The 26340-nt window shown below is 61.9% G+C and carries 24 protein-coding genes; 9 read left to right on the top strand and 15 right to left on the bottom strand.

The features are described from left to right. Positions 1–214: 214 nt before the first annotated feature. Positions 215–1381, top strand: coding sequence for a ribonuclease D (locus tag ACYVM5_RS01760; RefSeq protein WP_460616462.1), 1167 nt, complete (start codon positions 215–217; stop codon positions 1379–1381). Between the two features lie 191 nt (positions 1382–1572). Here ACYVM5_RS01760 and aceA read toward each other — a convergent pair whose 3' ends face one another. Further along, positions 1573–2856 carry an isocitrate lyase family protein gene (aceA, locus tag ACYVM5_RS01765; RefSeq protein ID WP_460616463.1) on the bottom strand — a complete coding sequence of 428 codons (1284 nt, stop codon included), beginning with the start codon at positions 2854–2856 and terminating at the stop codon, positions 1573–1575. A gap of 171 nt (positions 2857–3027) precedes the next feature. Then, positions 3028–4653 (bottom strand): malate synthase, encoded by a 1626-nt coding sequence (gene aceB, locus ACYVM5_RS01770; protein ID WP_460616464.1) that lies wholly within the window; start codon positions 4651–4653, stop codon positions 3028–3030. Between the two features lie 281 nt (positions 4654–4934). Here aceB and ACYVM5_RS01775 point away from each other — a divergent pair, with 281 nt between their 5' ends. From ACYVM5_RS01775 to ACYVM5_RS01790, 4 genes are all read left to right on the top strand, one after another. After that, positions 4935–6440, top strand: a complete 1506-nt coding sequence (locus ACYVM5_RS01775; RefSeq protein ID WP_460616465.1) for a helix-turn-helix domain-containing protein — start codon at positions 4935–4937, stop codon at positions 6438–6440. A gap of 29 nt (positions 6441–6469) precedes the next feature. Continuing rightward, the gene (mltG, locus tag ACYVM5_RS01780; RefSeq protein ID WP_460616466.1) at positions 6470–7474 is read left to right on the top strand and encodes an endolytic transglycosylase MltG; all 1005 of its coding nucleotides are present in this window, start codon (positions 6470–6472) and stop codon (positions 7472–7474) included. 250 nt (positions 7475–7724) lie between these two features. Continuing rightward, complete coding sequence (locus ACYVM5_RS01785; RefSeq protein ID WP_460616467.1) at positions 7725–8957, top strand: OmpP1/FadL family transporter; 1233 nt, start codon at positions 7725–7727, stop codon at positions 8955–8957. 51 nt (positions 8958–9008) lie between these two features. Continuing rightward, complete coding sequence (locus ACYVM5_RS01790) at positions 9009–10430, top strand: hypothetical protein (protein WP_460616468.1); 1422 nt, start codon at positions 9009–9011, stop codon at positions 10428–10430. A gap of 110 nt (positions 10431–10540) precedes the next feature. Here the strand turns inward: ACYVM5_RS01790 and ACYVM5_RS01795 are convergent, their stop codons facing one another. Continuing rightward, on the bottom strand, positions 10541–12061 hold the full coding sequence (locus tag ACYVM5_RS01795; RefSeq protein ID WP_460616469.1) for a hypothetical protein: 1521 nt from the start codon (positions 12059–12061) through the stop codon (positions 10541–10543). Positions 12062–12153: 92 nt separating this feature from the next. Between ACYVM5_RS01795 and dtd the strand changes: the two genes are divergently transcribed. Both dtd and ACYVM5_RS01805 read left to right on the top strand, forming a co-directional pair. Then, a complete protein-coding gene (gene dtd / locus ACYVM5_RS01800) occupies positions 12154–12600 on the top strand; it encodes a D-aminoacyl-tRNA deacylase (RefSeq protein WP_460616470.1) in 447 nt (148 codons plus the stop codon). A 42-nt stretch (positions 12601–12642) separates the two neighbouring features. Then, positions 12643–12969: a nucleotide pyrophosphohydrolase gene (locus ACYVM5_RS01805; RefSeq protein WP_460616471.1), complete on the top strand. Its 327-nt coding sequence runs from the start codon at positions 12643–12645 to the stop codon at positions 12967–12969. A 99-nt stretch (positions 12970–13068) separates the two neighbouring features. On the opposite strand, the gene ACYVM5_RS01810 is transcribed toward ACYVM5_RS01805, so the two are convergent. The 9 genes from ACYVM5_RS01810 to ACYVM5_RS01850 all read right to left on the bottom strand — a co-directional run bounded on the left by ACYVM5_RS01810 (position 13069) and on the right by ACYVM5_RS01850 (position 22471). Continuing rightward, positions 13069–13788, bottom strand: coding sequence for a 2-phosphosulfolactate phosphatase (locus ACYVM5_RS01810; RefSeq protein WP_460616472.1), 720 nt, complete (start codon positions 13786–13788; stop codon positions 13069–13071). A gap of 96 nt (positions 13789–13884) precedes the next feature. Then, positions 13885–14988, bottom strand: a complete 1104-nt coding sequence (gene gcvT / locus ACYVM5_RS01815) for a glycine cleavage system aminomethyltransferase GcvT (protein WP_198067850.1) — start codon at positions 14986–14988, stop codon at positions 13885–13887. 209 nt (positions 14989–15197) lie between these two features. Further along, a complete protein-coding gene (locus ACYVM5_RS01820; protein WP_460616473.1) occupies positions 15198–16262 on the bottom strand; it encodes a branched-chain amino acid transaminase in 1065 nt (354 codons plus the stop codon). Between the two features lie 184 nt (positions 16263–16446). Next, the gene (locus ACYVM5_RS01825) at positions 16447–16995 is read right to left on the bottom strand and encodes an ATP:cob(I)alamin adenosyltransferase (protein WP_460616474.1); all 549 of its coding nucleotides are present in this window, start codon (positions 16993–16995) and stop codon (positions 16447–16449) included. A gap of 130 nt (positions 16996–17125) precedes the next feature. Next, the gene (locus tag ACYVM5_RS01830) at positions 17126–17845 is read right to left on the bottom strand and encodes an ABC transporter ATP-binding protein (protein WP_460616475.1); all 720 of its coding nucleotides are present in this window, start codon (positions 17843–17845) and stop codon (positions 17126–17128) included. Between the two features lie 12 nt (positions 17846–17857). Beyond that, complete coding sequence (locus ACYVM5_RS01835; RefSeq protein WP_460616476.1) at positions 17858–20647, bottom strand: tetratricopeptide repeat protein; 2790 nt, start codon at positions 20645–20647, stop codon at positions 17858–17860. 3 nt (positions 20648–20650) lie between these two features. Continuing rightward, positions 20651–20938, bottom strand: coding sequence for an Asp-tRNA(Asn)/Glu-tRNA(Gln) amidotransferase subunit GatC (gene gatC, locus ACYVM5_RS01840; protein WP_168671800.1), 288 nt, complete (start codon positions 20936–20938; stop codon positions 20651–20653). Between the two features lie 26 nt (positions 20939–20964). Next, a complete protein-coding gene (locus ACYVM5_RS01845; protein ID WP_460616477.1) occupies positions 20965–21789 on the bottom strand; it encodes a lysophospholipid acyltransferase family protein in 825 nt (274 codons plus the stop codon). Between the two features lie 103 nt (positions 21790–21892). Further along, complete coding sequence (locus ACYVM5_RS01850) at positions 21893–22471, bottom strand: NUDIX hydrolase (RefSeq protein WP_460616478.1); 579 nt, start codon at positions 22469–22471, stop codon at positions 21893–21895. 462 nt (positions 22472–22933) lie between these two features. Here ACYVM5_RS01850 and ACYVM5_RS01855 point away from each other — a divergent pair, with 462 nt between their 5' ends. Beyond that, the gene (locus tag ACYVM5_RS01855) at positions 22934–23182 is read left to right on the top strand and encodes a hypothetical protein (RefSeq protein WP_460616479.1); all 249 of its coding nucleotides are present in this window, start codon (positions 22934–22936) and stop codon (positions 23180–23182) included. An 81-nt stretch (positions 23183–23263) separates the two neighbouring features. Beyond that, positions 23264–23839, top strand: coding sequence for a ribonuclease HII (locus tag ACYVM5_RS01860; protein ID WP_460616480.1), 576 nt, complete (start codon positions 23264–23266; stop codon positions 23837–23839). Between the two features lie 6 nt (positions 23840–23845). Here the strand turns inward: ACYVM5_RS01860 and ACYVM5_RS01865 are convergent, their stop codons facing one another. From ACYVM5_RS01865 to ACYVM5_RS01875, 3 genes are read right to left on the bottom strand one after another with little or no spacing between them, the layout of a single operon-like run. Further along, positions 23846–24289, bottom strand: a complete 444-nt coding sequence (locus ACYVM5_RS01865; RefSeq protein ID WP_198067841.1) for a response regulator — start codon at positions 24287–24289, stop codon at positions 23846–23848. A 55-nt stretch (positions 24290–24344) separates the two neighbouring features. Then, positions 24345–25904 carry a sensor histidine kinase gene (locus ACYVM5_RS01870; protein WP_460616481.1) on the bottom strand — a complete coding sequence of 520 codons (1560 nt, stop codon included), beginning with the start codon at positions 25902–25904 and terminating at the stop codon, positions 24345–24347. Positions 25905–25933: 29 nt separating this feature from the next. Next, positions 25934–26308 carry a CZB domain-containing protein gene (locus ACYVM5_RS01875; protein WP_460616482.1) on the bottom strand — a complete coding sequence of 125 codons (375 nt, stop codon included), beginning with the start codon at positions 26306–26308 and terminating at the stop codon, positions 25934–25936. Positions 26309–26340 lie beyond the last annotated feature (32 nt).

The raw sequence follows: 26340 nt of genomic DNA on the forward strand, positions 1-26340 counted from the left end.
AAAAAAGCTGCCCGGAAATAAGAGACTGGCAATAATTTCTCCTCGTCACTACCAATCTCCTACTACTGGATGCCGAAACGAAAGTAATTACACATCCTGAATTTAACATTTCCGTTAACATTATCCGGCGGCCCTGCCATACTTCCCTACCTTTACCGCGCTATTCCCCGCAGCGCGTAGCCACGAGCGCCGCTGACTTTTTCTTTGCTTCTCAATGCCCACCATTCATTACCTCACCACGGCCGAACCCATTGCCTCCGCCGCCGCGCACTTTGCCACTTTGCCCCGCATCGGCATCGACCTGGAGTTTGATGATATGCGCCACCGTTACGGCCGCCACCTGGCACTTATTCAGGTGTTTGATGGCACCGAGGTGTACCTGATTGACCCCCTGCCCCTGCCCGACATGGCCGTGGATTTGGAGCCGTTGTTCGCGGTGCTCCGCAACCCGGCCGTGGCCAAGGTGTTCCACTCCTGCAAGTCGGATATCCTGTTGCTCGACGAGGTGTTCAGCGTCAATTGCCGCAACATTGTGGACACCAGCGTCCAGTTTACTTTATTGGCCGCCGAGGATAATAATATTTCGCTGGGCCGCCTCATTCAGGCTGAGTTGGGCTTCGAAGTCGACAAAGGCGAGCAGAAATCGAACTGGCTGAAACGCCCCCTCACCGAAGCCCAGAAGGAATACGCCGCCAACGACGTGCTCTACCTCTTCGAGCTTACCGACCGCCTCAGCGCCCGCCTGCAGGAGTTGGGCCGCGCCGATTGGGCTGCCCAGGAAAACCTGGCCCTCGAAGCCGTGCGCTACGGCCGCGACGACCCGCGCCCGTGGTCGCGCAACGCCGCCAAATACAAGATTACCGCGCTGGAAATGCCCATTTTCCGGGAGTTGTACATGCTGCGCGACGCCGTGGCCCGGCAGCTCGACCGCCCGCCCTACCACGTCCTCAGCAACGACCGGCTGGCCGAGCTGGCCCGCAACCCACTCGAAACGGCCCTGCAACTGCGCGGTGCCAACGGCCTGCACCCCGAGCTGAAACGCTCGCCCTACGCCGAGCAGCTCCTCGCCATTGGCACCACGGACCTGGAACCTGATGCCCCGATACCGGCCGACCAGCGCAAGTTCCCATTTCGCCGCCGCCTCAGCGGCCCCGCCGCCGCCCGCGCCGATGCCCGCGAAGCCCTGCTCATGGCCCTCAAAGGCCACCTCGCTACCGACCACGGCAGCACGATGGCCAACATGGTGCTCAGCAACCGCCTCATCGCCGACATCATCGAACTGGGTGCCGAAGCGGCCCTGCGCCCCTGGCAGCAGCAGCTTCTGAAAGACTCGGCGGAGAAGCACGGCGAGGATTACGCCTCAATCGAGCAGCCTTTCTAGACCACGAATTCGCTCGGATTTTTCGGATTTCACGGATTTTGTGACGTACAATCACAGAAAAATATCTCAGGCTGAGTAAAACAAAAAAGGCCACTCGCACGAGTGGCCTTTTCTGTTTTATGAAGTTTTCATTTAAAAATGCGCCGACTACAAAATCCGTGGAATCCGAAAAATCCGAGCGAATCCGTGGTCTAGAATTGCGCTTCCTCCGTGCTGCCCACCAGCGCGGCGGTGCTGGTCTGGTTGCTGGTCACCACGTTCTGCACGGCATCGAAATAGCCGGTGCCCACGAAGGACTGGTGCTTCACGGCCTGGTAGCCTTCCTTCGCCAGCGCAAATTCCCGCTCCTGCAGTTCCGAATAACCGGCCATACCGCGCTGGCGGTAGGCCTGAGCCAGCTCGAACATGCTGGTATTGAGCGCGTGAAAGCCGGCCAGCGTGATAAACTGAAACTTGTAACCCAACGCGGCCAGCTCCTCGCGGAAGGTTTCCATCTGCTCCACGCTCAGCTTCGAGGCCCAGTTGAAGGACGGTGAGCAGTTGTAAGCCAGCAGCTTGCCGGGATATTTGGCATGGATGGCTTCAGCGAATTTGCGAGCGTCGCCCAAATCGGGGTGCGAGGTTTCCATCCAGATGAGGTCGGCGTATGGCGCGTAGGCCAAGCCGCGGGCAATACCGGCCTCCACCCCGCACCGGATGCGGTAGAAGCCTTCGCTGGTGCGCTCGGCTTCCTGCAGGATGAAGGGCTGGTCGCGCGGGTCCACATCGGCCGTGAGCAGGTCGGCCGCGTCGGCATCGGTGCGGGCCACAATTAGGGTGGGCACGCCCAGCACATCGGAGGCCAGCCGGGCGGCCACCAGCTTGTTGATGGCCTCCTGGGTGGGCACCAGCACTTTGCCGCCCAGGTGGCCGCACTTTTTGGCCGATGAGAGTTGGTCTTCAAAATGCACGCCGGCGGCTCCGGCCTCAATCATCATCTTCATCAGTTCAAACGCATTCAGATTGCCGCCGAAGCCGGCCTCCGCATCGGCCACGATGGGCGCGAGGTAATGCACGTCGCTGCGCCCGTCGAGGTGCTGAATCTGGTCGGCCCGCAGCAGGGCGTTGTTGATGCGGCGCACCACGGCCGGCACGCTGTCGACGGGGTACAAGCTCTGGTCGGGGTACATGTGGCCCGCGCCGTTGGCATCGGCCGCCACCTGCCAGCCGCTGAGGTAGATAGCCAGCAAGCCGGCCTGCACTTCCTGCACGGCCTGGTTGCCGGTGAGTGCCCCCAGCCCGGCCACGTACTCGCGGGTGTGCAGCAACTCCCACAGCCGCTCAGCCCCCTGCCGGGCCAGCGAGTACTCGATATGCACGGAGCCTTGCAGCTTCACCACATCCTGGGGCGAGTATGGGCGCTCGATGCCAATCCAGCGGGGGTTGTGAGCCCAGTCGAGGGCAATTTCGGCGGCGCGTTGGGTGTGCGTTTTCATGGGAGTTGGGTTGAATGGTGGACGGTTGGGTTTGGGCAAAGAGGTACCAGGCTGCCTGTTGAGGCAGCTTTTTTGAAGTTCAGAAATGGGGTGTAGCGTGGACGCTGCGAGTCCGCGCCCGAGGGGCATTGTTCGGCTAAAGCGCGGACTCGCAGAGTCCACGCTACATCTCTACGCCAGCTGCTCGTAGGCTGGCACAGTCAGGAATTCGATGAATTTCTCGCTTACAACCAGCTTATCAAAAAGTCGGGCGGCATTCAGGAAATGGCCATTTTCATAGGACTTCTCTCCTACCAGCGCTTTGATTTTCTCCAGTTGCGCGGGCACCAGGGAGCGATATAGCTCGGTGGTCACGGGACGGCCATCGGCCAGCACGGTGCCCGGCGTGTGCAGCCACTGCCACACCTGCGCCCGGCTGATTTCGGCCGTGGCAGCGTCCTCCATCAGGTTGTAAATCGGCACGCAGCCGTTGCCGCCCAGCCAGGAGGCCAGGTACTGAATGGCCACGTCGATGTTCAGTTTCAGGCCCTCTTCAGTGATATTGCCCTCTGGGGCTTTCACCAAATCGGCCGCTGTGATGTGCACGTCGGGACGCTTGTTTTCGATTTGATTGGGGCCGGGCATGAGACGGTTGAAAACTTCCAGCGCCACCGGCACCAAGCCGGGATGCGCCACCCAGGTGCCGTCGTGGCCGTTGGTAGCTTCGCGAATTTTGTCCTGGCGCACCTTATCCAGCGCCGCGTCGTTGGCGGCCGGGTCGTTTTTGATGGGAATCTGGGCGGCCATGCCGCCGATGGCGTGCACGCCCCGGCGGTGGCAGGTTTGCACCACCAGCGCCGAGTAGGCGGCCATAAAGGGCACCGTCATGGTTACCTCAGCGCGGTTGGGCAGCCGGAATTCGGGTTTCAGCCCAAGCCGCTTGATGTAGCTAAAAATGTAGTCCCAACGCCCGCAGTTTAGGCCCGCGCTGTGCTCGCGCAGCTCGTATAGTATTTCATTCAGCTCGAAAGCGGCCGGCAGCGTTTCAATCAGAACCGTGGCTTTGATAACGCATTTGGGCTGTTTCAATGACCATTGGGCGAAACCAAACACGTCGTTCCACAGGCGGGCTTCGAGGTGGCTTTCGAGCTTGGGCAGGTAGAAATAGGGTGCCGTGCCCCGGGCGCACAGCTCGTGCGCGTTGTGGAAATAATAGAGGCCGAAATCCAGCAGCGCGGCGCTGATGGGCTCACCATCCACCAGAATGTGCTTCTCCACCAGGTGCCAGCCGCGCGGGCGCACCATGAGCACGGCGGTTTTCTCGTTCAGCTTATACTCCTTAGTGGGCGTGCTGAGCGAGATGGTGCGGCGCACGGCATCGCGCAGGTTAATCTGGCCCTGCACGACGTTGTCCCAGGTCGGCGCGTTGGAGTCCTCCAGGTCGGCCATGAATACGCTGGCCCCGGAATTCAGCGCGTTGATAATCATTTTGCGCTCCACAGGGCCGGTAATTTCCACGCGGCGGTCGAGCAGGTCCTGAGGCAGCGGGGCCACGGTCCACTCCTGCTCGCGCAGGCGCTGGGTTTCGGGCAGAAAATCCGGGAGAATGCCCGCGGCGAAATCGGCCTGGCGCTCGGCGCGGCGGGCCAACAGCGCCTGCCGGGTATGGTCGAAGCGGCGGTGCAGCTCGGCCACGAAGGCCAGGGCCGAAGGCGTAAGGATTTCGGCAAAAGCCGGCGAGTAGGTGCCGAGAACCTTCACCCGTTCGGGCGTGAGGTAGGTGGGCGTGGGGGCGGGCGCGAGGTCGGTGAAAGTCATAGCTGAGTTAGTTAACAGTGAGCAATGAGTAGCAGAGGCTTGTTTTCGGTGGGGCGGCGCTTGTTGCCGGCAATTCGGAGGAATGCGATAAGCTTGGCTTCACACAAACATACATTGCGAATTTCAATTTATCAGCGAATATTCGCTGATAAATTGAAATTCGCTTAAACCCTGCCTTTAGCTAAGTCGCCGTAGCTTCGTCAAAAGAACCTCTGCGGGGAATAGGGCCATTTTAAGTAGTCAGATATCGCAGGGTTCGATGCCAAAATTTTGTTTACGCTATGCTCAACCACGGCCAGGTCGTTCGTCTCATTTTTGGTCTGAAGCTGCGCGAGCTGCGGCAGGAGCGCAGCCTGAGCCCCGCCGAGCTGGCGCGGGTCTGCGATGTGTCGGTGAGCTATTTGAATGAGATTGAGAAGGGCAAGAAGTACCCCAAGGCGGACAAGATTCTGAGCTTGAGCAAGGCGCTGAATGTGCGCTACGACCAGCTCACCTCGCTGGAGCTGCCGCGCCGGCTGGAGCCCATCGGCGAGCTGCTGAATTCCAAAATGCTGAAGGAATTCCCGCTGGAGATGTACGGGCTGGAGCCGGCCCGCATTATCGAGCTGATTGCCAACGCGCCGGCCCGGATGAATGCCTTTATCAGCACGATTTTCGAGATTGCGCGCAACTACGAGCTGCGCCAGGAGCACCTGTTTCTGGCCGCGCTGCGCTCGTTTCAGGAAATGCACGACAACTACTTCGAGGACCTGGAGCAGGACGTGCGGGCTTTCGTGGGCAGCCACCAGCTGAGCACCGCCGCGCCCTTCGACCTCGGCCAGCTGGAGCGCGTGCTCATGGAAGAATACGGCTACACGCTGGACCGCGAGACGCTGGGCCGGCACACCGTGGCCACCCAGGCGCGGCTGCGGAGCGTGTTTCAACCCAAAACCAAACGCCTGCTGTTGCGGCCGGGGCTGAGCCGGGGCCAGCAGGCTTTCGTGCTGGGCCGCGAGGTGGCCTTCAACTACCTGAAGCTGACCGAGCGGCCTTACGTGAGCAGCAGCCTGCAGGTACGGTCCTTCGATGAGGTGCTGAACAATTTCAAGGCCTCCTATTTTGCCGGGGCTTTGCTGATGGAGGAGGAAAGCCTGCTGCGCGACGTGAAGAAGTTTTTCGGGGCCAAAAACTGGCAGCCCGAGCTGCTGCTGAACCTGATGACGCAGTATGACGTGAGCCCCGAGATGTTTATGCAGCGCCTCACTACGCTGCTGCCGCGCCATTTTGGCCTGCAAAGCTTGTTTTTCCTGCGCTTCGACCAAGCCGATTCGCTGGCGCCCTACGAGCTGACCAAAGAGCTGCACCTGGCCCGCCTGCACAACCCTCACGGCAACGAGCTGAACGAGCATTACTGCCGCCGCTGGGTGAGCCTGCGCCTCATCAGCGAGGCCCGCGCCCTGCCCGTACCCGACACCGCCGACGCGCCCGTAACCGTGGCTGGCGCGCAGAAGTCCCGCTACTTCGGCACCGACGACGAGTACCTGTGCTTCACGCTGGCCCGCGCCGGCACGCCCACCCAGGTGGCCCTGAGCGTGACCGTGGGCCTGCGCTGCGACGACAACCTGAAACAGCACGTCCGCTTCCTGGCCGACCCGGCCCTGCCCTTCCGCATCGTGAACGAAACCTGCGAGCGCTGCCCGATTGAAGATTGTGAGTCGCGCGCGGCGGCCCCCACCGAGATTGTGCGGCTGGCCGAGCGGGCAGCGTTCGAGGCGGCCGTGGCGGAACTAGTGGAAGGCAAGTTTTGATGCGGCGCGGCTATTTAATCGGTGGAGTAGTGCTGGCGTTGCTGCTCGTGGCGGGCTACGTGGGGTGGCGCGTGGCCTACCGCCCCAACGTGGTGGCCTTTCCCGAAGGGCCGGCTTACCTCTACATCCGCACCGGCACGGGCTACGCGGCGGTGCTCGATTCGCTGCAAAAGCACGAGCTGCTTATCGAGCTGGCCACTTTCCGCTGGATGGCCGAGCACCACGACTACCCGCCGCACGTGAAGCCCGGCCGCTACCGGCTCGACCCCGGCATGGGCAACATCGACCTGCTGAAAATGCTGATGCGGGGCCAGCAGGACACGGTTAAGTTTGAGCTGAAGCCCTTTCATTACATTGAGCAGCTGCCGCGCAAGGTGTGCGGCCGGCTCGAAACCGACTCTTTCAAGCTGGAGCTTTTGCTGGGCGATAACCAGGGCCTGCAACGCCGCTACCACCTCGATACCTGCACCATTCGCACCATGTTTATTCCCGGGCAGTACCGGCTGCTATGGAACACCAGCGCGCCGGTTTTCCTCGATTCGGTGGCTGCCCGCTACCGCCGGTTCTGGACGCCGGAGCGCCAGGCCCGGGCCGATTCGCTGAAGATGACCCGCGTGCAGGTGAGCGTGCTGGCCAGCATTGTGCAGCGCGAAACGGCCCAGCCCACTGATAAGCCCCTCATCGCCGCCGTGTACCTCAACCGCCTGCGCAACGGCCAGCCCCTGCAGGCCGACCCTACCCTGCTCTGGCCCTTGCACGGCCTGGGCACCCGCAAGCGCGTGCTCAACGTGGACAAAAAAGTGGACTCGCCCTACAACACCTACCGCCACAAGGGCCTGCCGCCCGGCCCCATTACCACGCCGCTGCCCGGCTCGCTGCTGGCGGTCCTCAAACCGGCCCACAACAAAAACCTCTTCTTCTGCGCCCGCCCCGATGGCAGCGGCTTTTCCGATTTCGCCGAAACCTACGCCCAGCACAAGCTGAATGCCCGCCGCTACCAGCACCGGCTCGACAGTCTGGGGGTGAAGCATTGAATTGGGCAGCCGCTTCGGCTTTTCTGCCCGCACTTATTATTTCCGATATGCAGTCTCATATCGGTGTACAGCACTCAATTTTGCGGTCAGGTCGATGTTTGGAAGGCTTGGCTAGGCATGCCAAACCTTGCGGCACGGGGTTATGCTTTCGTGAGGCCCGGGCCGGGGGCTGGCCTACTACCCGGCGGCTGTGTACATTTGTTTCCCAATTTTCCGCAAAACCGCCCGTATGCGCCAACCTCTTCTTTTCTTGATTCCTGTCTTCTGTGGATTAACGGCTTCGTCGGCCCTGGCCAGCGGCTATGACGGCGGCCCACAGGGTGCCCGCGTGCTGGGGCTGGGCGGGGCCAGCACGGCCTATATCAACAGCATTGCCAGCCTGAGCACCAACCCCGGCCTGCTGGGCCAGTGGGCCGATTCTCTTACCCGCGTGAGCATTGGCGGCATTGGCCAGATACGGCGCGCCTCCTTCGTGGGCCAGGATACCTACCAGCGCACCGACCAGGACCTGGTGGTGCAGCCCGGCGGCTACCTCTACGCCACCCACGCCCTGAATAAGCGTGTGGCCCTGGGCCTGGCCATCACCACGCCCTACGGCTACCACACCAAGTGGCCCAGCACCTGGGAAGGCCGCTCCGTTATTCAGGAAAGCCAGCTTAACACCTACTTTGTGCAGCCCACGGTGGGCATTCGGCTCAACGACAACTTTAGCGCCGGCGTAGGGGTTGTGTATGCCTTTGGCAAATACAGCCAGCGCCGTGCCCTGGGCCAATACGACGACCCGACCGCCCAGACTCAGCTCAGCGCCAGCGGCTCGGGCTTTGGCGTGACGGCCGGCCTGTACGGCCGCAGCGGCGATAACCTGTCCTTCGGCATCAGCTACCGCAGCACCGTGCAGCTGAAAATGAACAACGGCACCCTCACCACCACCGGCGTGCCCACCCGCGATGCCAGCCTGGCCCCCGCCTCCTCAGACTTCACTACCCGCATTAGCATGCCCAGCACGCTATCCGTGGGCATTGCCGACCACATTACCAAGAAGCTGCTGCTCACCTTCGACTTCTCCCTGAGCGGCTGGAGCGCGGTCGATTCGCTGAAGCTGAACGTGGCCGCCACCGGCAGCACCCCCGCCCGCACCCAAAGCAGCGTGCGCCGCTACGAAGACGCGCTGAGCTTCCGCGTGGGCACCGAGTACCAGGTAAGCCCCAAGCTGACCTTACTCGGCGGCTTCCACTACGACGAGACGCCCGTGCGCGACGAGTATATTAACCCCGAATTCCTTGATGCCAACCGGGTGGGCGTATCGGCCGGCCTGAGCTACCAGCTCAGCTCCCGCCTGGCCCTGGAAGGAGCTTATTCCTTCGACTACGGCCAGCTGCGCACCGCCCGCGTTTCCCAGAACGATGAGAAGGTATCCAACGTGGCCGGCACGTACCGCTTGGCGGTTAATACTGCCTCGGTGGGCCTTTCGGTAGCATTCTAAGCCGGTCGACTCCACGTCCCTCATTCTGCATTTTCGATTCCGATTTCCGCGATGAAGCATTTTTCTTTTACGCTGTCGGGCCGCGCTGGCTTTGTGGCCGCCACCGCCCTGCTGCTCAATGCCTGCGCTCCGGCCCAGGACACTCCTACCCCCACCACTGCCATCGACCTGAGCCATTACCTGGCTGTGGGCGACAGCTACACGGCGGGTTTCAGCGCGGGGGGCCTCACCCGCACCAGCCAGCAGTATTCGTTTCCCAACCTGATGGCCCAGCAATTTGCGCTGGCTTCGGGCGGCGGCAGCTTCACGCAGCCCACGCTGGAAGCCGGCACGGGCACGGGCTACCTCAATCTGCTCGATTTCACGGCGGCCGGCCAGCCTCGGGCACGCCGGGTAGCGGGCACGGCCGTGCGCCGCTCCGTGATTGACCCCGCCGCCTGCGGGGGCCCCGATACCGTGCGCCTGTTCACGCGCAGCGCCACGGCCAGCGCATTGCCCCAGAACCTGGGCGTGCCGGGCCTCAAGCTCAGCCAGATTGAAGTGGCCGGCCTCGGCAACGAAACCAACGCCACTCCCGGCGGCGCATTCAACCCCTACTTCGAACGGCTGCTGCCTGCTGCCGACAGCCGTACCTACCTGCAAGCTGTGACGACGGCCGCCAGCTCGGCCACTTTCTTCACCTATTTCCAGGGTTTGGATGAGCTGATGCCCTACATCCGTAGCGGCGGCACCTGCGGTACGGTTTCGACCGCTCTGGCGGAGACAATGAAGCTCAACGCCCGGAAAATCCTCGATGTTCTGGCTGCCAACGGCCGCAAAGGCATCATCATGCGCTTGCCCGACATCAAATCACTGCCGCTGCTGCGCCAGGGCCAGGGCAAAAACGTGGAAGCTCGCCTGCAGGCTTTCTACCACGACAATGCCCTGATTTACATCGAAAGTCCCTTCGTGCCTGGCACCTCGCAGCCCATCACCGACGAAGATTACATTCTGGCTACGGCTCTGCCGCGCGTGGGCCAGCTCACGCCGGTACAGGTGGGTACCAGCGTCCTGATGCTGCCCTACGGCCGCGACGAACGCAACCCAATTCGCAACGCCGATGTGCTGGAGAAAGCCTCCGAGCTCAACGTTCTCACCGGCATTATCAATACCTATAACGGCGGCACCAGCCGGGCGCTGAGCTTGGAAGGATTGGCGAAACTCTACAAGTTGCCCATCATCGACCCAGCTCAGAGCCTGTACACGCTGGATACGGGCTTGCTGTTTACCAATGTGGGCAATTCCGTGGCCATCGGAGGCGTAGTTTACTCGGCCGAGCCCGTGCGGGGCAATTTCTTTTCGCTGGACTTTTACACCCTCACGCCCCGGGGCAATGCCCTGCTGGCCAACACCTGCATCACGGCCATCAACCGAGCCTACCAAGCCAATATCCCGGCAGTTGACGTGAACAAGCTGCCCACTACGGCGCAGTAGTGCGGGCTTAGCCTTTTGCTACTATTGCCCTGAAGCCGCTGGCCGCAGCCCCCGATAGCTCGCTATCGAAGGGCCGCGACCAGCGGCTTCGCTTTTTGCTGATGCGGTGGTTATTGCAGCCGGTACAGCCGCAGGGGCAGCGAATCGGCCTGCGCGGCCTGGCACGCGGCCAGGGTTTGGGCATAGCCCAGCCCTGTGTACTCGGAATGCTCCAGGAACAATAGCGGCCGGTGCAGCGCCGGCTCGGGCCACGCCGCCACCGGCCGCTGCGCGGCCAGCGAATCGAACCGGGCCACGCCCGCCACGTGCCGGTAGCCGTCGAGTAGCACGTACTGCACGCCCTGGCGGCGCAGGGCCGGTAGCTGCCGCTGGTCGGTGACTACGGTCAGGGTTTGTTGATTGTCCAGGTACGGGGTCAGATTCACGCCTACGGTACTGGCTATGTGCGTAGCCCCGTGCTGTTGCAGCCACGTCGCCACCTGCGGGTAGCGCGTGGGCAGCGGCGCGTATAGCTCGCGCTGAATGCGGAACAAATTCTGGCCCACCGCGGCCAGCAGCACCCCGGCCAGCGCCCAGCCGGGCAGCACGCGCCGGCCGCTTAGCACAGCCAGCGCGGCCAGCGGCAGGTAGGCAAACAGCAGCCCCCGGGGCGCTTTCACCACCAGCGACATGCCGGCCAGCAGCAACGTGGCCCACACCAGCAGGTAGGGCATTACCGTCCACTGCCGGGTAGCGGCCCACCCACCGGCCCGCCACTGGCGTAGCACCAGCCACGCCGCCAGCCCCAGCCCCAGCAGCAGCAGCGGCGACTCGAAGCTACCCAGATAGCGCAGGTAATAGGTACTATCGAGGCTCATGGTGGCTTGCCGGCCCGCCAGGTTGGCGGTTTTGGGGAAGGCCACGCGCACGTAGAACGCCAGCCAGCGGTACCACGGCAGGCCCACCAGCCACCCCAGCGCACCAAACAGAATGTAGGGCGTAGCCAGGATGCCCAGTACCCGCCCCCAAGTGCGCGGCTGCCGCCACAGGCCGTCGGCCTGCCACCACTCCAGTACCAAGAGGATGGGAATGGTGAACAGGAATTTATAGTCCACGCTCAGGGCCAGTGCCAGCCACAGGGCCACGCGCGGCAATGCGGCAGGACCGGGCTGCTGTAAGCGCGCAAAATGGCTGCGCAACAGCCCCGCAAATAGCACAAGGTTGAACGAGCTCATGGTAAAATCGCGGCCCGAAAATGTGAGCAGTAGCGAGGTGCCGCCCAGCAGCGAGAGGCCCGCCGTTTCAGGACCGTTGAGGTTGGCTTTGCGGCTCACCCAGGCCACGAAAAACCCCAGCCCGGCCACGCCCAATAGCGCATTGATGGTTTGCAGCACCACAAACCGATGCGCAACCAATGCCACCGGCAGGTAGAAAATGCTGAACCCCGGGCTGCCGTGGTGGAAGAGTTGCGAGAAATCGCCGTGCGCCATCTGCTGGGTTATCTGCCAGTCGCGCACCGAGTCCGAATCGGGTGCGCCGGCCTCCGCCAGCCGCCACAGCCGGCTGATGGCCACCAGCACCAGCGCCCCCAGCAGCCACCAGCGGCGGCTAGCGGAAAAGCGGGCGTTATTTACAGAGTCGGATGGAAACATGAGCAGTGGCGCGGACGGGCGGCGAAGGTCGGCACGGCCGTCGCAACATTCAGCGCAACTTCCGGCTTTACCCATTCCACTCAGAAAAAAATATGCGTCTCGTTATTCAGCGCGTCAGCCAAGCCTCGGTCACCGTCGAGGGCCAGGTTACGGGCCAGATTGGCCCGGGTCTGCTGGTGCTGGCCGGCTTCGCCCCTACCGACAATCAAACCTGCCTCGCCTGGATGTGCCGCAAGCTGGTACAGCTCCGCATTTTCGGCGACGAAAATGGCCAGATGAACCGCAGCGTGCAGGACATCGGCGGACAGGTGCTGGTGGTGAGCCAGTTCACGCTGCTGGCCGATGCGCGCAAGGGCAACCGCCCCAGCTACATCGGGGCCGCCCCGCCCACCGTAGCCGAGCCGCTGTACGAGCAATTTGTGGCAATGGTAGCTGCCGAGTTGGGCCAGCCCGTATCCACCGGCATTTTTGGGGCCGATATGAAAGTCAGCCTGCTCAACGATGGTCCGGTAACCATCGTGCTCGATTCGCCAGCTTAAATCTTACCCGTTTTAATCTTTCCACATGACCCTCGAATCCACATGACCCTCGAAGAAGCCCAGAAAACCGTCGATAGCTGGATTACGACCACGGGCGTGCGCTATTTCAACGAGCTCACCAACATGGCCATCCTCACAGAGGAAGTGGGCGAAGTGGCCCGCCTCATCTCCCGCCAGTACGGCGAGCAGTCATTCAAGGAATCGGATAAGAACCGGGACCTGGGCGACGAACTGGCCGACGTGCTGTTCGTGGTCATCTGCCTCGCCAACCAAACCGGCGTCGACCTCACCGATGCGATGACCCGCAACCTGGCCAAGAAAACCCAGCGCGACAGCCAGCGGCATCAGGATAATGAGAAGCTGAAGTAACCGCTCTCCCTTGTCATCCTGAGCGCCGCGAAGGACCTTATTACGCAAGAAAAATCCAACGTGATAAGGTCCTTCGCGGCGCTCAGGATGACAAAAGGATTATAACGGCATCAGTCGGTCCTCCCGCCACACGGGCAGCACATTAGCATAAGAATCAATCCGTAGGCAGAACTCAAAATCCTTGCTGGCTTCTAGTGAGTTGAGTCGCCGAACATGGGCCGATTGCAGCAAATACGCCGATAAATCGGCCGTACCCTGCTCCCACAGGTTCAGCGCCGCCAGCGTGGCATCGGAGCCGCGCACGTCGAAATCCGCGCTCAACCGCTCGGCCAGCGCCCCGCCGAATACCGTGTCCTCAAGGCAGAACTGACCCTTCCAGCCGGCGCACACCACCAGCACATCGCGCTGCTGGCGGCGGGCAAAATCGGCCACAGCCGCCAGGTTCAGGAAGCTGCCCACCACCACGGCCTCCGCTGCCAGCGAGCGGCGCAGGGCGGCCGTGCCATTGGTGGTGCTGATGGTGAGGGCGCGGCCCCGCACCGGCCGGGCGGCATCGAGAAAGCCGAAAGGCGAGTTGCCCAAATCGAAGCCGGGGGCGGCGAGGCCGTCGCGCTCGGCGGCGGTTAGGCAGCCGTGCTGCTGGCCGTAAGCGCTGCATTCGTCCAGCGAAGCCACCGGGAAAACGTGGGTCACGCCCTCCCCCAGCGCCGTGACAATGGTGCTGGAAGCCCGCAAAATATCCACGATAACGGCCACCTTGCCGCGCAAGTCATACAAGGGCAGCAGCTCAGGCGAGAAGCAAATATCAAGTTTGGGCATAAAATGTAGCGCGGACTTTGTAGTCCGCGTCTCCGCGCAGTGCGCGTATTGGTATAACGACGCGGGGACGCGGACTATAAAGTCCGCACTACGGCTTTACTCCTCCGTGCCTTTGGTGAGCGGCAGCTTGCTCACCGTGGCGGGCATGTTTTTGCCGCGAATCTGCACAAAAATCTGGGTACCGGGGGCCGCCAGCTCGGTTTTCACATAACCCAGGCCGATGCCTTTGCTGAGCGAAGGCGACTGCGTGCCGCTGGTTACATCCCCGATTTTCTGGCCGTCGGCGTCCACCAGCTCGTAGTGGCCACGCGGGATGCCAGGGCCGTCCATCACGAAGCCAACCAGCTTTTTGGTCACGCCGGCTTCCTTTTGCTTTTTGAGGTTTTCGGAATTGGTGAACTCCTTGGTGAACTTGGTAATCCAGCCCAGGCCGGCTTCGAGGGGCGAGGTGGTATCGTCGATGTCGTTGCCGTAGAGGCAGTAGCCCATTTCGAGGCGGAGCGTGTCGCGCGCGCCCAGGCCAATGGGCTTGATGCCGTAGGGCTGGCCAGCGAGCATGATTTTATCCCAAACCATGGCCGCGCTTTCGTTCGGAATGTAGAGCTCGAAGCCGCCCGCGCCGGTGTAGCCGGTGGCCGAAATAATCACATCAGGAGCGCCGGCGAAAGTGCCCTGCACGAAGGAATAGTACGGGATGCTGCTCAAATCCACATCGGTCAGCGACTGCAAAGCGGCCTGCGCCTTCGGTCCCTGCACGGCAAACAGGCTGGTGCGGTCCGAAATATCCTCCATTTCCACGCCCTGCGTGTTGTGGTGCTGAATCCAGTTCCAGTCTTTTTCAATATTGGAAGCATTAACTACCAGCAAGTAGTCCTCGTCGGCCAGCTTGTACACCAGCAGGTCGTCTACGATGCCGCCGTCGTGGTTGGGCAGGCACGAATACTGGGCTTTGCCGTCGGTGAGCTTGCTGGCGTCGTTGCTGGTCACGCGCTGGATGAGGTCGAGGGCCTGGGGGCCGCGCAGCCGAAATTCGCCCATGTGCGACACATCGAACATGCCCACGGCGCGGCGCACGGTGTGGTGCTCGTCGAGGTCAGATGAATAGCGCACCGGCATGTCGTAGCCGGCAAAGGGCACCATTTTGGCACCCAGCTCGCGGTGCTTGCTATCGAGGGTAACGGTTTTCAGGGAAACGGTCATATTAGGAGTGGCTGAGTAGCGGAGTGGCTGAATGAGTGGGAATGCGTTTGGAGCTGCAAAGGTGGGGCAAAAAAGAAAAGCCGCTTCGTTTCGGAAGCGGCTTTTTCAGTTTGTTCCTGTCATCCTGAGCGGAGCGAAGGACCTTATTACATCAGAATAAGTTATTCAAAAGTGATAAGGTCCTTCGCTCCGCTCAGGATGACAGATGGCTACACGGCCACCATCCAGTTGTGCACGTCGGCACCCTCGCCGGTACGGATGGCATCCAGGGCCGCTCCTACGCGCTTCGAGAAGGCGTTGGGGCCCACTTCGGGCAGCTCGTAGTCGTGGCCTTCGTAGCCGATAACGGCAATGGGCGCGATGGTAGCGGCCGTGCCGGCGCCGAAAGCTTCTTCCAGCTTGCCGGCATGCAGGGCTTCCACAATTTCGCGGCTGCTCACCTTGCGCTCTTCCACGGGCATGCCCATGTCGTGGGCCAGCTCCAGCACGCTGCGGCGCGTGATGCCGTCGAGGATGCTGGTACTGAGGGCGGGCGTCACCACGCGGCCGTCAATCACAAAAATGGCGTTCATGGTACCCGATTCTTCCACGTAGCGGTGCTCGGAGGCATCGGTCCAGATAAGCTGGTTGTAGCCCTCCTGCTGGGCCAGCTTGGTGGGGTACATGGCCGCGCCGTAGTTGCCGGCGTTTTTGGCGTAGCCCGCGCCGCCCTCGGCCGAGCGCACGTACTTCTGCTCGAAGCGCACGCGCAACGGCTTGTTATAGTACAAGCCCACGGGGCAGGTGAAAATCACAAATCGGTAGGCCTCCGATGGCCGCACGCCGATGAAGCCATCGGTGGCAAACATGAACGGACGGATGTAGAGCGAGCTGCCAGCACCCGTGGGCACCCAGCCCGCATCGAGCTTGATGAGCTCGCGCAGGCCCTGCATAAACAGCTCTTCCGGAATCGTGGGCATGCACATGCGCTCGGCCGAGGCATTGAGGCGCGCCCAGTTGTCGATGGGGCGGAACAAGGCCACACCGCCGTCGGTCTGGTGGTAGGCCTTCATGCCCTCGAAAATGGCCTGGCCGTAGTGCAGGGCTGAGTTGGCGGGACTCACCGAGAGGTCGCCGTAAGGCAAAATCTGGGCATCCTGCCACTCGCCGTCGCGGTAGTCCACCACAAACATGTGGTCGGAGAATACTTTGCCGAATTCGAGGTGCTCGAAGTCCTGCGAGGCCAGCCGCGAGGCCGTGGTTGGCTGCGTGTGAATCGGAAGCGTGTCTATCATAAAAAGGGCAGTTACGGGGTACGCGTGGGTGGGATTTTCCGAGTACGGAATTAGAGAGGGTGTGGGTAATTATTAAGGCAAAGGTCGGCAGTTGGCCGGAATCAATCGGCTCGCCGGCTTTGTCGAAGCCTGAGCGGGGCGGCCGGGCTTCTTTCTGCATGACGCTCAAAGGGGTTGTTTCGGTTCACAGCCGGGCCTGCCAGGTCACTTCCTCCACGCCCAGCTCGTGGGCCATGGCCCGGCTCAGCACAAACAGGAAATCGGACAGGCGGTTCAGATACACCACCACCAAATCGGCCACAAAAGCATCTTCGGCCAGGTGAATAACGAGGCGCTCGGCGCGGCGGCACACGCAACGCGCTATATGGGCGTGGCTTACGGCGGGATGGCCGCCCGGCAGAATAAAGGCGCGCAGCTCGGGCAAATCGAGGTTGAGGCGGTCTATTTCGTCTTCCAGCAGCGTCACGTCGGCGGCGTGCAGGTCGGGCAGCTTCATTTTCGACTTCTCCGGGTCGGCCGCCAGGGCCGAGCCGATGGTGAACAGCCGGTCCTGGATTTCCTTGAGCAACGGCCGGCGGCCGGCGTTCACGTCCAGGTCGCGCACCAGCCCGAGGTGGGAATTCAATTCATCCACCGTGCCGTAGCACTCAATGCGCAGGCTGCTCTTGGGCACGCGGGTGCCGCCGATGAGGGAGGTAAGGCCTTTGTCGCCGGTTTTGGTGTAGATTTTCATTGGGCTTGATTAGTCTTTCTAAAACGTCATGCAGAGCGCAGCGAAGCATCTTGCCCGCAGTAGCTGACTCAACCGATTGGATTACTTACGGTGAGCAAGACGCTTCGCTATGCTCAGCATGACGTTTTTTTTAATGCCCGACGACGGCGTGCTTCATCACGTCGTGGTTGATTTCATCCGTCTCCACCAGCCCGTCGCGCAGGCGCACGATGCGGTGGGCGTAGCGGGCAATGTCCTCTTCGTGCGTCACCATGATGATGGTGTTGCCCTTGGCATACAGCGCCTCAAACAGGTCCATGATTTCGTGGCTGGTTTTCGAGTCGAGGGCACCGGTGGGCTCATCGGCTAGCAGCACGCTGGGGTTATTCACGAGGGCGCGGGCAATGGCCACGCGCTGGCGCTGGCCGCCCGAAAGCTCGTTGGGGCGATGCGAGGCACGGTCGGCCAGGCCCACCGAGCGCAGGCTTTCCATGGCGCGTTCGGTGCGCTCGCGCTTGCTCAGGCCGGCGTAGATGAGCGGCAGGGCCACGTTATCGAGGGCCGAGGCGCGGGGCAGCAGGTTGAAGCTCTGGAAAACGAAGCCGATTTCCTTGTTGCGCACCTCAGCCAGCTGGTTGTCGCTCATGCGGCTCACGTCCTGCCCATTGAGGATGTACTGGCCCTTGCTGGGCGTATCGAGGCAGCCCACAATGTTCATCAGCGTCGACTTGCCCGAACCCGACGGCCCCATAAACGCCACGTACTCGCCGCGCGCAATCTTGATGGTAACCGAGCGCAGCGCGTTGATTACCTCCGTGCCCATCACGTAGGCTTTGGCGATGTCGGTGGTTTCGATAACGTTCGGATTCATGGAGCAGAGAGCTTATTGCAGAGGTGAGGAAGCGGGCGCTTGGGAGAAAGACGCCCCGGCGGCCGCGCGGGCTGCCTGATGGGCGGCGTACTCCGTTGCTAAAGTAGCATAAGTATCGGGCGGGAGCTGGCGGCGCAGCTGGGCCAGGGCATCGGCGGCGTATTCGGTCAGGCCGGCATCGGCGGCGGCCAGCACATAAGCCCGCAACAGCGGCAGCGACTCCGGGTTTTCGTCGAGGCCGGCGCGCAGGGCTGAGTAGGCGTTTGTATAATCGTGTCGGCGCGTGTAGAACCCAGCAGCTGCCAGGACGGCCGTGGCATTGAACGGGGCTTCGCGCACGATGCGCTGGTAGCTTTTGGCGGCAGCGGCAGCATTGCGCTCCTGTTCAGCCCGCCGTGCCTCCGCCAGCCAGGCCATGCCCACGCGACCGGCTGTATCAGTAGCCAGTGCCGGGCGGCCAGCAGCCAGCAACTGCTGCACCTGCCTCCCCTGCCGCTGCTGGGCCGAATCGGGCGAAGCCAGGAGCCGCGCCGTGGCGGCCCGCACCGAGTCGGCATTACCGCTCAGGGCCAGCGCATACACCCGCATTTCGGCGGCCTGGGGAGCGCCGTGCGAGGCAGCAAAAGCCAGCTGGTCGGCGGCAGTGGCGTATTGGCCCTGCTGAAGCTGCCACAGCGCCAGCAGCTGCTGGAAGTAGGCTGAAGTAGCCGTAGTGCCCGTCGCCAGCGGCAGAAGCAGCTGCCGCGCTACCTGCTCCTGCCCCAGCGCGTGCCGCGCCAGCGCCTGCAGAAAAAGGAGCTGCTCGTAGTAGCTGGAATTAGCCGGCTGTGTGGCCAAGCGGTTCAGCTGGGCCAGCAAGGCGGGCGTGAGCTGGGCTTTGCGCCGGGCCACGTCCCATAGCACCGCGTGGTAGAGCTGGGCAAAAGTGGCTTCGTCCAAAACCTCTACATCGGCGGCCGGGGCGGTGGGCGTGGGCTCCATTGGCGTGGCAGTGCGGAGCTGGAGCAGCGTGAAGTTGCTCATCAGGCCCGGCTCGGTGGTTTTCAGGTTCAGCTGGGCGCTGCGCTTCCGGGCATCGGCCAGCAGGTTCTGGCTCAGCAAAAAGGCCAACTGATTGGTGCGGCTGGCGTAGCTGCCGGGGGCCAGCTGCTCGGCTTTGTCGAGGTAGAAGGCGACGGAATCGGTTATCGTGGTGCGGGTGAAGAGCTGGGCCAAATCGCCGGCCAGCGCCGCACTACGCGGGTGGGCTTTCAGGCCGCCGCGCAGGATGTCCAGGCCTTCGAATAAGTCGTCCGGGTCGTTATAAAGCGTGGCCAGACGGAGTGAAACCTTCTCATCCGGCCCGCGCAGCAGGGCCCGGCGCAGGGAGAGTATTTCGTTGCGGCGCTGCTGGCGGAAGCGGAAGATGGCCGCCCGGCCAAACTCGGCGTGCCGGTTGGCGCGGTACAGCACGTCGCCGCTTTCGGCGTAGTAGCGCTCCGCCAGACCGGCGAGGCTGAGGTCGTCGGGCGCGGCTTCGCTTTGCTGGCGCGTGAGGTCGCCGAGGTTGTTGTACTGGCCGGCCATCACCTGGTTGGCCAGCGGGAAATCCTGGCGCGACTGCACCAGCACTAGGCCCCCTATCGACAAAATATACACCGAATAGAACGGCAGGCGGCGTGGCTCAAACACCACTCGGTACACCCGCAACCGCTGCCGGATGAGCGGTGCAAAGTTCACCAGCACATACAGCAAAAACGGCGCCCCCAGCAGCAGCAGCGCCAGCCCCGTGAAGCTACGGGCCGCCACCAGCAGGGGCGTGTTGGCCGTGGCAAACGCATAGCCCAGCGCCCCGGCCGCGCCCAACACAATTAATGGGTACAGCTGCGCCATTCCCTCAGTATATGGCACCCAGGCCGCGTAGCTAGGCGCCCGCAGCCGCAGGCCCAGCCAACTGGTTACCACGGCCGGCACCAGCAGCACCAGCGGGTCGAGGTTCAGGCCCGGCAGCAATTGCAGCGCGTCATCGTTCCAGACGTAGAGCGCCAGTACGCCCAAGTAGAGCAGGCTAGCCGCCACAAACGGCAACAGGCCAAACCGTCCGCCCGGCTGCTCGGCCTGGGTATTGAACCACAGCAGGGCCCGGATATTTTCCAAGCCCACCCACAACACAAGCAGTGCTACCAGCACCGCGCCGCCCGGCGTAGCATACGCCGCCAGCTGCAGCACGGTATCCACAACGGGCAGCTGGCTTTGGGCGAGCAACAATGCGCTCAGCCCGGCCACTACGGCCCCCATCACCCCGGCCCGCCGCCAGAGCGGCCAGTCCTCGGCAAAAGCGTGCAGGGCGAAACCGATACCGCCTACCAGCCCCAGCATGAGGTACAGGAAATACCGCTCGCTGGTGTTGAAAATACCCAGCGACTCGGTATTCAACGACAGCAGCAGGAAAATAACCGGTATCATGCCCGCTACGAAAGCCATGCGCGCCAGCGTACTCACCACCGCCACCCAGCCCGCCAGCACCACCGCCAGCAGCACCAGGAACACGCCCGCCGCCACGGGCTGCGTAAATGGCCCCGCCACGTCGTGCGTCAGCGTCACGATGAAGCTGCTGGCCTGCACCGGCAGGTGCACCGGGCCGGCCGCCACACTGTCCAGCGTCAGGGGCGTGGCTTCCAGGTGCGCTACTTCGCGCACGGGCAGCGTGCTGTTTTCGCCCGTGAAATAATAAAAGATGGTCAGGCCCACGGCCAGCGCGGCCAGCCAGACCAGCCAGCCGGGCCGCGCCACGGCGCGAGGGCTTACAGATTGCGGCGTCACCAACTATTCCAGCACTTTGGGTACCCGGAAGTAGTCCGAATCCTTGCGGGGTGCGTTGCGCAGGCCGTCCTGATGGCTCACGGTGTTGCGGGCCTCGTCGTCGCGCAACACGTTGATTTCCTGCGAAAGGTGCACCAGTGGCTCCACGCCTGTCGTGTCGAGGCCTTCGAGCTGAGCCACAAAATCGAGGATATTGTTCAGGTCGCCGAGCATTTGCTGCTCGCGGGTTTCGTCAAATTCGAGGCGGGCCAGGTGGGCCAGGCCGCGCAGGGTGCCAAGGTCGGTGCTCATGTTAATTACGAGTTTTGAAGTATGAATTATGAGTTGGTGGACTGCCGCTGCTCAGATGAGGCAACGGCACTCGGCGCGCGCCAGGTACTGGGGCCGGGTTTCACGGCGCCTTCGGGCAGCAAATCGGCGGACAGCTGAGCATACACCCGCGCTTTCAATTCGGGTATGTCGGCCAGGGTGAGGCCGGTAGTAGGAATGGGCGGATGGAAAACGATTTTGAGCCGGTGGTAGCGCACGCGCAGGCCCTTTTCCACATCGGGCATAAACATATGGTTCAGCGGCATGCCCACTGGCACGATGGGCACCCCGGCCTCGATGGCCATCTGAAAGGCTCCATCCAGAAACGGCAGCAATTCCTTGCCCGGGGTGGGCGATATGCGGCCTTCCGCAAAAATGGCGATGCTCTTGCCATCGGCCAGGTTGCGGCGGGCCGCCACCATGGCCCGGCCCCGGCTCACAGCGCTGGCCCGGTCCACGGTGATGTAGACCCGCCCAAAAATGGGACCCCACACCGGCACTCTTGCCAGCGAGGCCTTGCCCATCATGTTCAGGAAGCCCGGGATATACTTGAAGAGCATCATGATGTCGATGTACGAGCCATGATTGGCCACGTACACGCAAGGCTGCGGATTGGGGCCCTGGCTTTCGCGCACCACTTCCACGGGCACGCCCCACATCGTAATGGACAGCCACGACCAAAAGCGGTTTAGCGCGTGCACCACCCTGCCCCCGTCGGGCCGCCGGCTGAAATACCATTGCACCGGGTACGTGAGCACAAACGGCACGATGAACCAGAACGTAGCCCACGTAGTGTAAAGACGATGGCTGAGGTAACGAAGCATATGGCGCATGGCAGCAAAGTTAGGCTAGCCAGCCGGAGTGCATTGCACCAAGGCACCGGGCCGGCCGGCAACGACCTCCCAGACGGCCGCAAAATTCGCTATCAGCAGGCGGCTACGTGCGGGCGGCCAGCACTTTTTCCGCCTTCAGCAGGCCCGCTACGCTGATGCCGTCCGTAATCCGGTCGTCCATCACCATCCGGATGGCTTCGGCCAGCGGTAGCTTCCACAGGCGCAGGTCTTCGGTTTCTTCGGGCTCCAGTTCGCCTTGCGTCAGGTCTTCGGCCAGGTACACAAAGCCTTCCTCATCCGTCACTGAGTTGGACGTGTGCAGACGGGCAATACGCGTCCAGCGGGCCGCCGTGAGGCCGGTTTCCTCCTTCAGCTCGCGTTGGGCCGATTCCAGAATATCTAGCTCTACCAGGCCGCCGCCCATCGGAATTTCCCAGCTGTATTCGTTCAGCGGGTAGCGGTACTGGCCCACCAGCCAGGTATTACCCTCCGCATCGACGGGCACAATGCCCAGCGCCTTGTTCTTCATAGTTACCACGCCGTAGATTCCCTGGCCGCCGCCGGGGTTCCGCACCTGGTCTTCGCGCACCGAAATCCACGGGTTGTGGTACTTGATTTCGCTGCTGAGCGTGTGCCAAGGGTTGTGGGATTCGTCTACGTCGGGGCGGGCTGCGGATTGCATGGCTAAGAACAGGAAAACTATTGAGTAGAAAACGTAAAACTACGCCCCTACCGGCCTTATTGTGACCTTGTCAAAGCCATCGTTCAGCGACGCCAATCCGCCATCCGCCGTGAAAAACATGCCGTTGGCCGCTTAAACGTCCAGATTAATCCATTCGCACTTGCGCTCCCCCCTTTTGGTTTCGTAGCTTTGACCCATAAGTACCCCCGCACGGGCTGGAAATGTGGAAAGGAAGGACCTCTCGTGCGGCGGCGCTCTGGCTGAAAAGGTGGGGTAGACACCTCCAAAGCCAGACCCGCCACTTTAAGGTCGTCACCCTCGGGTGGCGACCTTTTTTTGTGCCCTGATTCTGCCCTACCGCATTTCCAATGGGCAGTTGAGCTTCTGTTGTGCTTAACCCTGACGGGCGGGCTGCCGTACCACCCTCATCTGGCTGCATACATCCCGGCCGGCACCTTCCTCATGGCTCAGCCCAATTCCAAACCCAAGCAAAACCCCACCCCGGAAGACCACGACCCGCTTTTTAACCTGAAGCACGCGCAGGCCGAAGCCGACTTGGCTCAGAATACGCAAGGCTTGGGCCCCGTCACCAACGAATACGTATCGACCGACGAGGACACCGAAATCGACGAAGGCCCCCGCGACAGCCAGGGCCAGCGCCGCGGCGAAAGCACGCCCACGGACCTGGGCAGCACTGCTGGCAGCCACTAATCACCCCGCGGTTACCACGAAGGGAGTGAGAGATGAAAGTAACTTTGCAACGGTTATTTTCCTCCCTCACTCCCTTTTTCGTTGCTAACAGCTACCTACACCGGCCACGCCCTCGAAGCGGGCCTCGACGAAGCGGGCCGGGGCTGCCTGGCGGGCCCGGTTTTCGCGGCGGCCGTCATTCTGCCGCCCGACTTTGCCCCGCAGTTCCTCAATGATTCCAAGCAGCTCAGCGCCAAACGGCGCGACGCCCTGCGGCCCATCATCTGCGACGAAGCTGTAGCGTGGGCAGTGGGTCAGGCCTCTGTAGAAGAAATTACCAGCATCAACATTGCGCAGGCCAGCTACCTGGCCATGCACCGCGCGGTGGCAGCGCTTGGCATTGGGCCAGCGCATCTTTTGGTGGATGGCAACCAGTTTACGCCATTGGCAGGCTTTGCGCACACCTGCATCATTGGCGGCGATGGCCTGTACCGCAACATTGCCGCCGCTTCCATCCTGGCCAAAACCTTTCGGGATGAGCACATGATGACTCTGGCCGACGAATTTCCGGAATACGGCTGGCAGCAGAACGCGGGCTACCCTACCGCCAGCCATCGGGCGGCCATCAGGGCGCATGGCCCTAGCCCTCACCACCGCATGGGGTTTCGGCTGCTATAGGCAATGTTAATCCTTCAGCTTGAGCAGGTCCAGAAACAGGCTGAATCCGTCCACGCTGGTCCCGCCTTCGCCGAAGGTATCAAAGCTCAGGGGCTTGATGATGTAGCCGCTCACGGCCAGTTCCTGCGCTTTCAGGCGGTCCGATTCGAGGTCGGAAGTCGTCATAATGAAGACGTTCAGGTTCACAAACTCGGGGTCGGAACGCAGCACTTCCAGCAGTTCCAGGCCATTCATGCGCGGCATGTTGATGTCGAGCATCACGAGGCTGGGTTTGGCTATTTTGGGTTCACCACCTTCGCCGCGGAGCATGCGGAGGGCGTCACGGCCGTTGCGGGCGTGGATGAGGGGCACGTTGATGTTTTGGCGACGCAGCTCGCGCTGCACGTTCATCACGTCCATCTGGTCGTCTTCCACGAGCAGGATGCTGGGCGTGGGATGGTCGGCGGACATAGGCTTGGCAATTGGCAACAGCGGGAAAATGCCCGCAAATAGCAGCTCGAAGCTGCTATAAAGTAGCGGTTGATACGGTAGAAATGGCTGGTGTGGCTACCGCAGCAGCCACATTTTTGGTTTTGGGCGGGTGCTTGGGCCAGGTAAAAATGAACTTAGCGCCCTGACCTTCGGCCGATTTGACGCTGATGCGGCCGCCCTGCCGCTCCACAATTTTTTTCACGATGGCCAGCCCCACGCCGGTACTTTCAAAGGTATCGCGCTCCGTCAGGGTCTGGAAGATGACAAAAATACGGTCGTGGTATTCCGGGTCAATACCAGGCCCATCATCGGCCACCGAAAACGAATAGAATTCGCCAGCGTCGTCGCAGCCGATGTGCACGGTGCCCGTCGCGGGGTGGTCGTGGTATTTCACCGCATTGCTGATGAGGTTGGTGAACACCTGTTGGAGCTGCACGGCGTTGGTAGTGAGCGTGGGCAGAAAGAAGGGCAGCTCGACCTTGAATCCCTCGGGCAGGTGCAGGCTGTCGATGATTTCGCGCAGCAGCGTGCGTACAAACACCGTCTCGTTGGCCTGCGCTACCCGGCCCACGCGCGCCAGGTCCAGAATGCCGCTGATAAGCTTTTCCATGCGGTGCACCCGTTGGCGCATCATGCCCAGAAACTCGCGGATGTGCGGCGGCAGCGCATCCTTGCCCATGTCTTCCTCAATCCAGCGGGAAGCGCTTTCGATGCCGCGCAGCGGGGCTTTCAAATCGTGCGACACGACGTAGGCAAACTGGTCCAGCTCCTGGTTGCGGCTTTCGAGTTGGTTGATGTTGGCTCCCACGGTGCGCGCCATCACATTGAGGGCGGCCGTTAGTTCGCTTACCTCGTCCTGCTCGTTGTCAACAATCTGGGTATCGTAGTCGCCATCGGCCATGCGCCGGGCCAGGTTCAGCATGCCGCGTAGCCGCCGGGCAAACGTCCGCACGATGTACAGTGCCCACAGCAGCCCCAGCACCAGCGCCATAATGGCCAGCCCCACCGACATCCATTCGGCTCGGGTGATGCTGTCGTTCAGGCGCTGGCGCATGGCCTTGCGCGAGGCCGCTTCCGTCTGCTCAAATTCATTTAGCCGAAACCGGATATTATCCATCAGCTGCTTGCCAGTAAGGGTTTCGGCCAGGCGGTGGTGCGGCATGTTATCCAGGCCGCGCTGCAACGGGTTGCGACGGCGGGCCTCCCGCTTCTCCGAAATCAGCAAATGGCTATAACCCAACCACTGCTGAAAGAGCCGCTGGGTTTGGTCGATTAACTGAACTTGCCCGGGGCTTTCTTCAACCAGCGTACGCAGCTGAGAAAACCGGCCAACCAAGTCGCGCTCTCCCTCATAATAGGTGTCCAAGGTCGCCTCATTGCCGATGAGGACGTAGCCCCTAAACCCGGTTTCCATGTCCACAATGTTCCGCAGCAGGTTCACTGCTTCGTTGGTAACGTGCTGGGAGGATTCTACTTGCCGGGAATTGCGCAGCACCTGGCCCGCCAGTTTATAGGAGAACAGGACAATCACCGAAAACAGCGCCAGCAACAGCACAAATCCGGCAAACAGCTTCGTAGTAAGGGTTATTTTCATGCACTGGTGCGCGGGCGCATCGCTTCGGGTCAGGCCTTGGTACGGAGCTTGGTCTCCATGGTTTGAAGCAGGCTCATCATTTCATCGGCAATCACCTGCAGGGGCGCGTAGCCCGCCCCCGCTTCCTGAACATTGCCAGCGAGGTACAGGTCCATCAGCCGGCTGGCCTCCTTATGAATCAGCACGTGCTGTTGGTCAAACTGCCGAGCTTCGGGCAAGTGCGCGTACACCCCGGCCCCGCGCATACGGGTGGCTATCCACAGACCCAGGCCACATTGCTCGGGGTCCCGCAACAGGCCTTCGCTGCCACCATTGCCAAAGAGAAAGGAGCGCAGCTTGCTCTTGAAATGCACGTGCTTGATGCGGGCGGAATCAAAGTCCTGTTTCAGGTCTTCTGTGGTCATAGGCAAATTTATACCGGTAGGCGAGCGCACAG

This window comes from Hymenobacter ruber, from assembly GCF_054783255.1.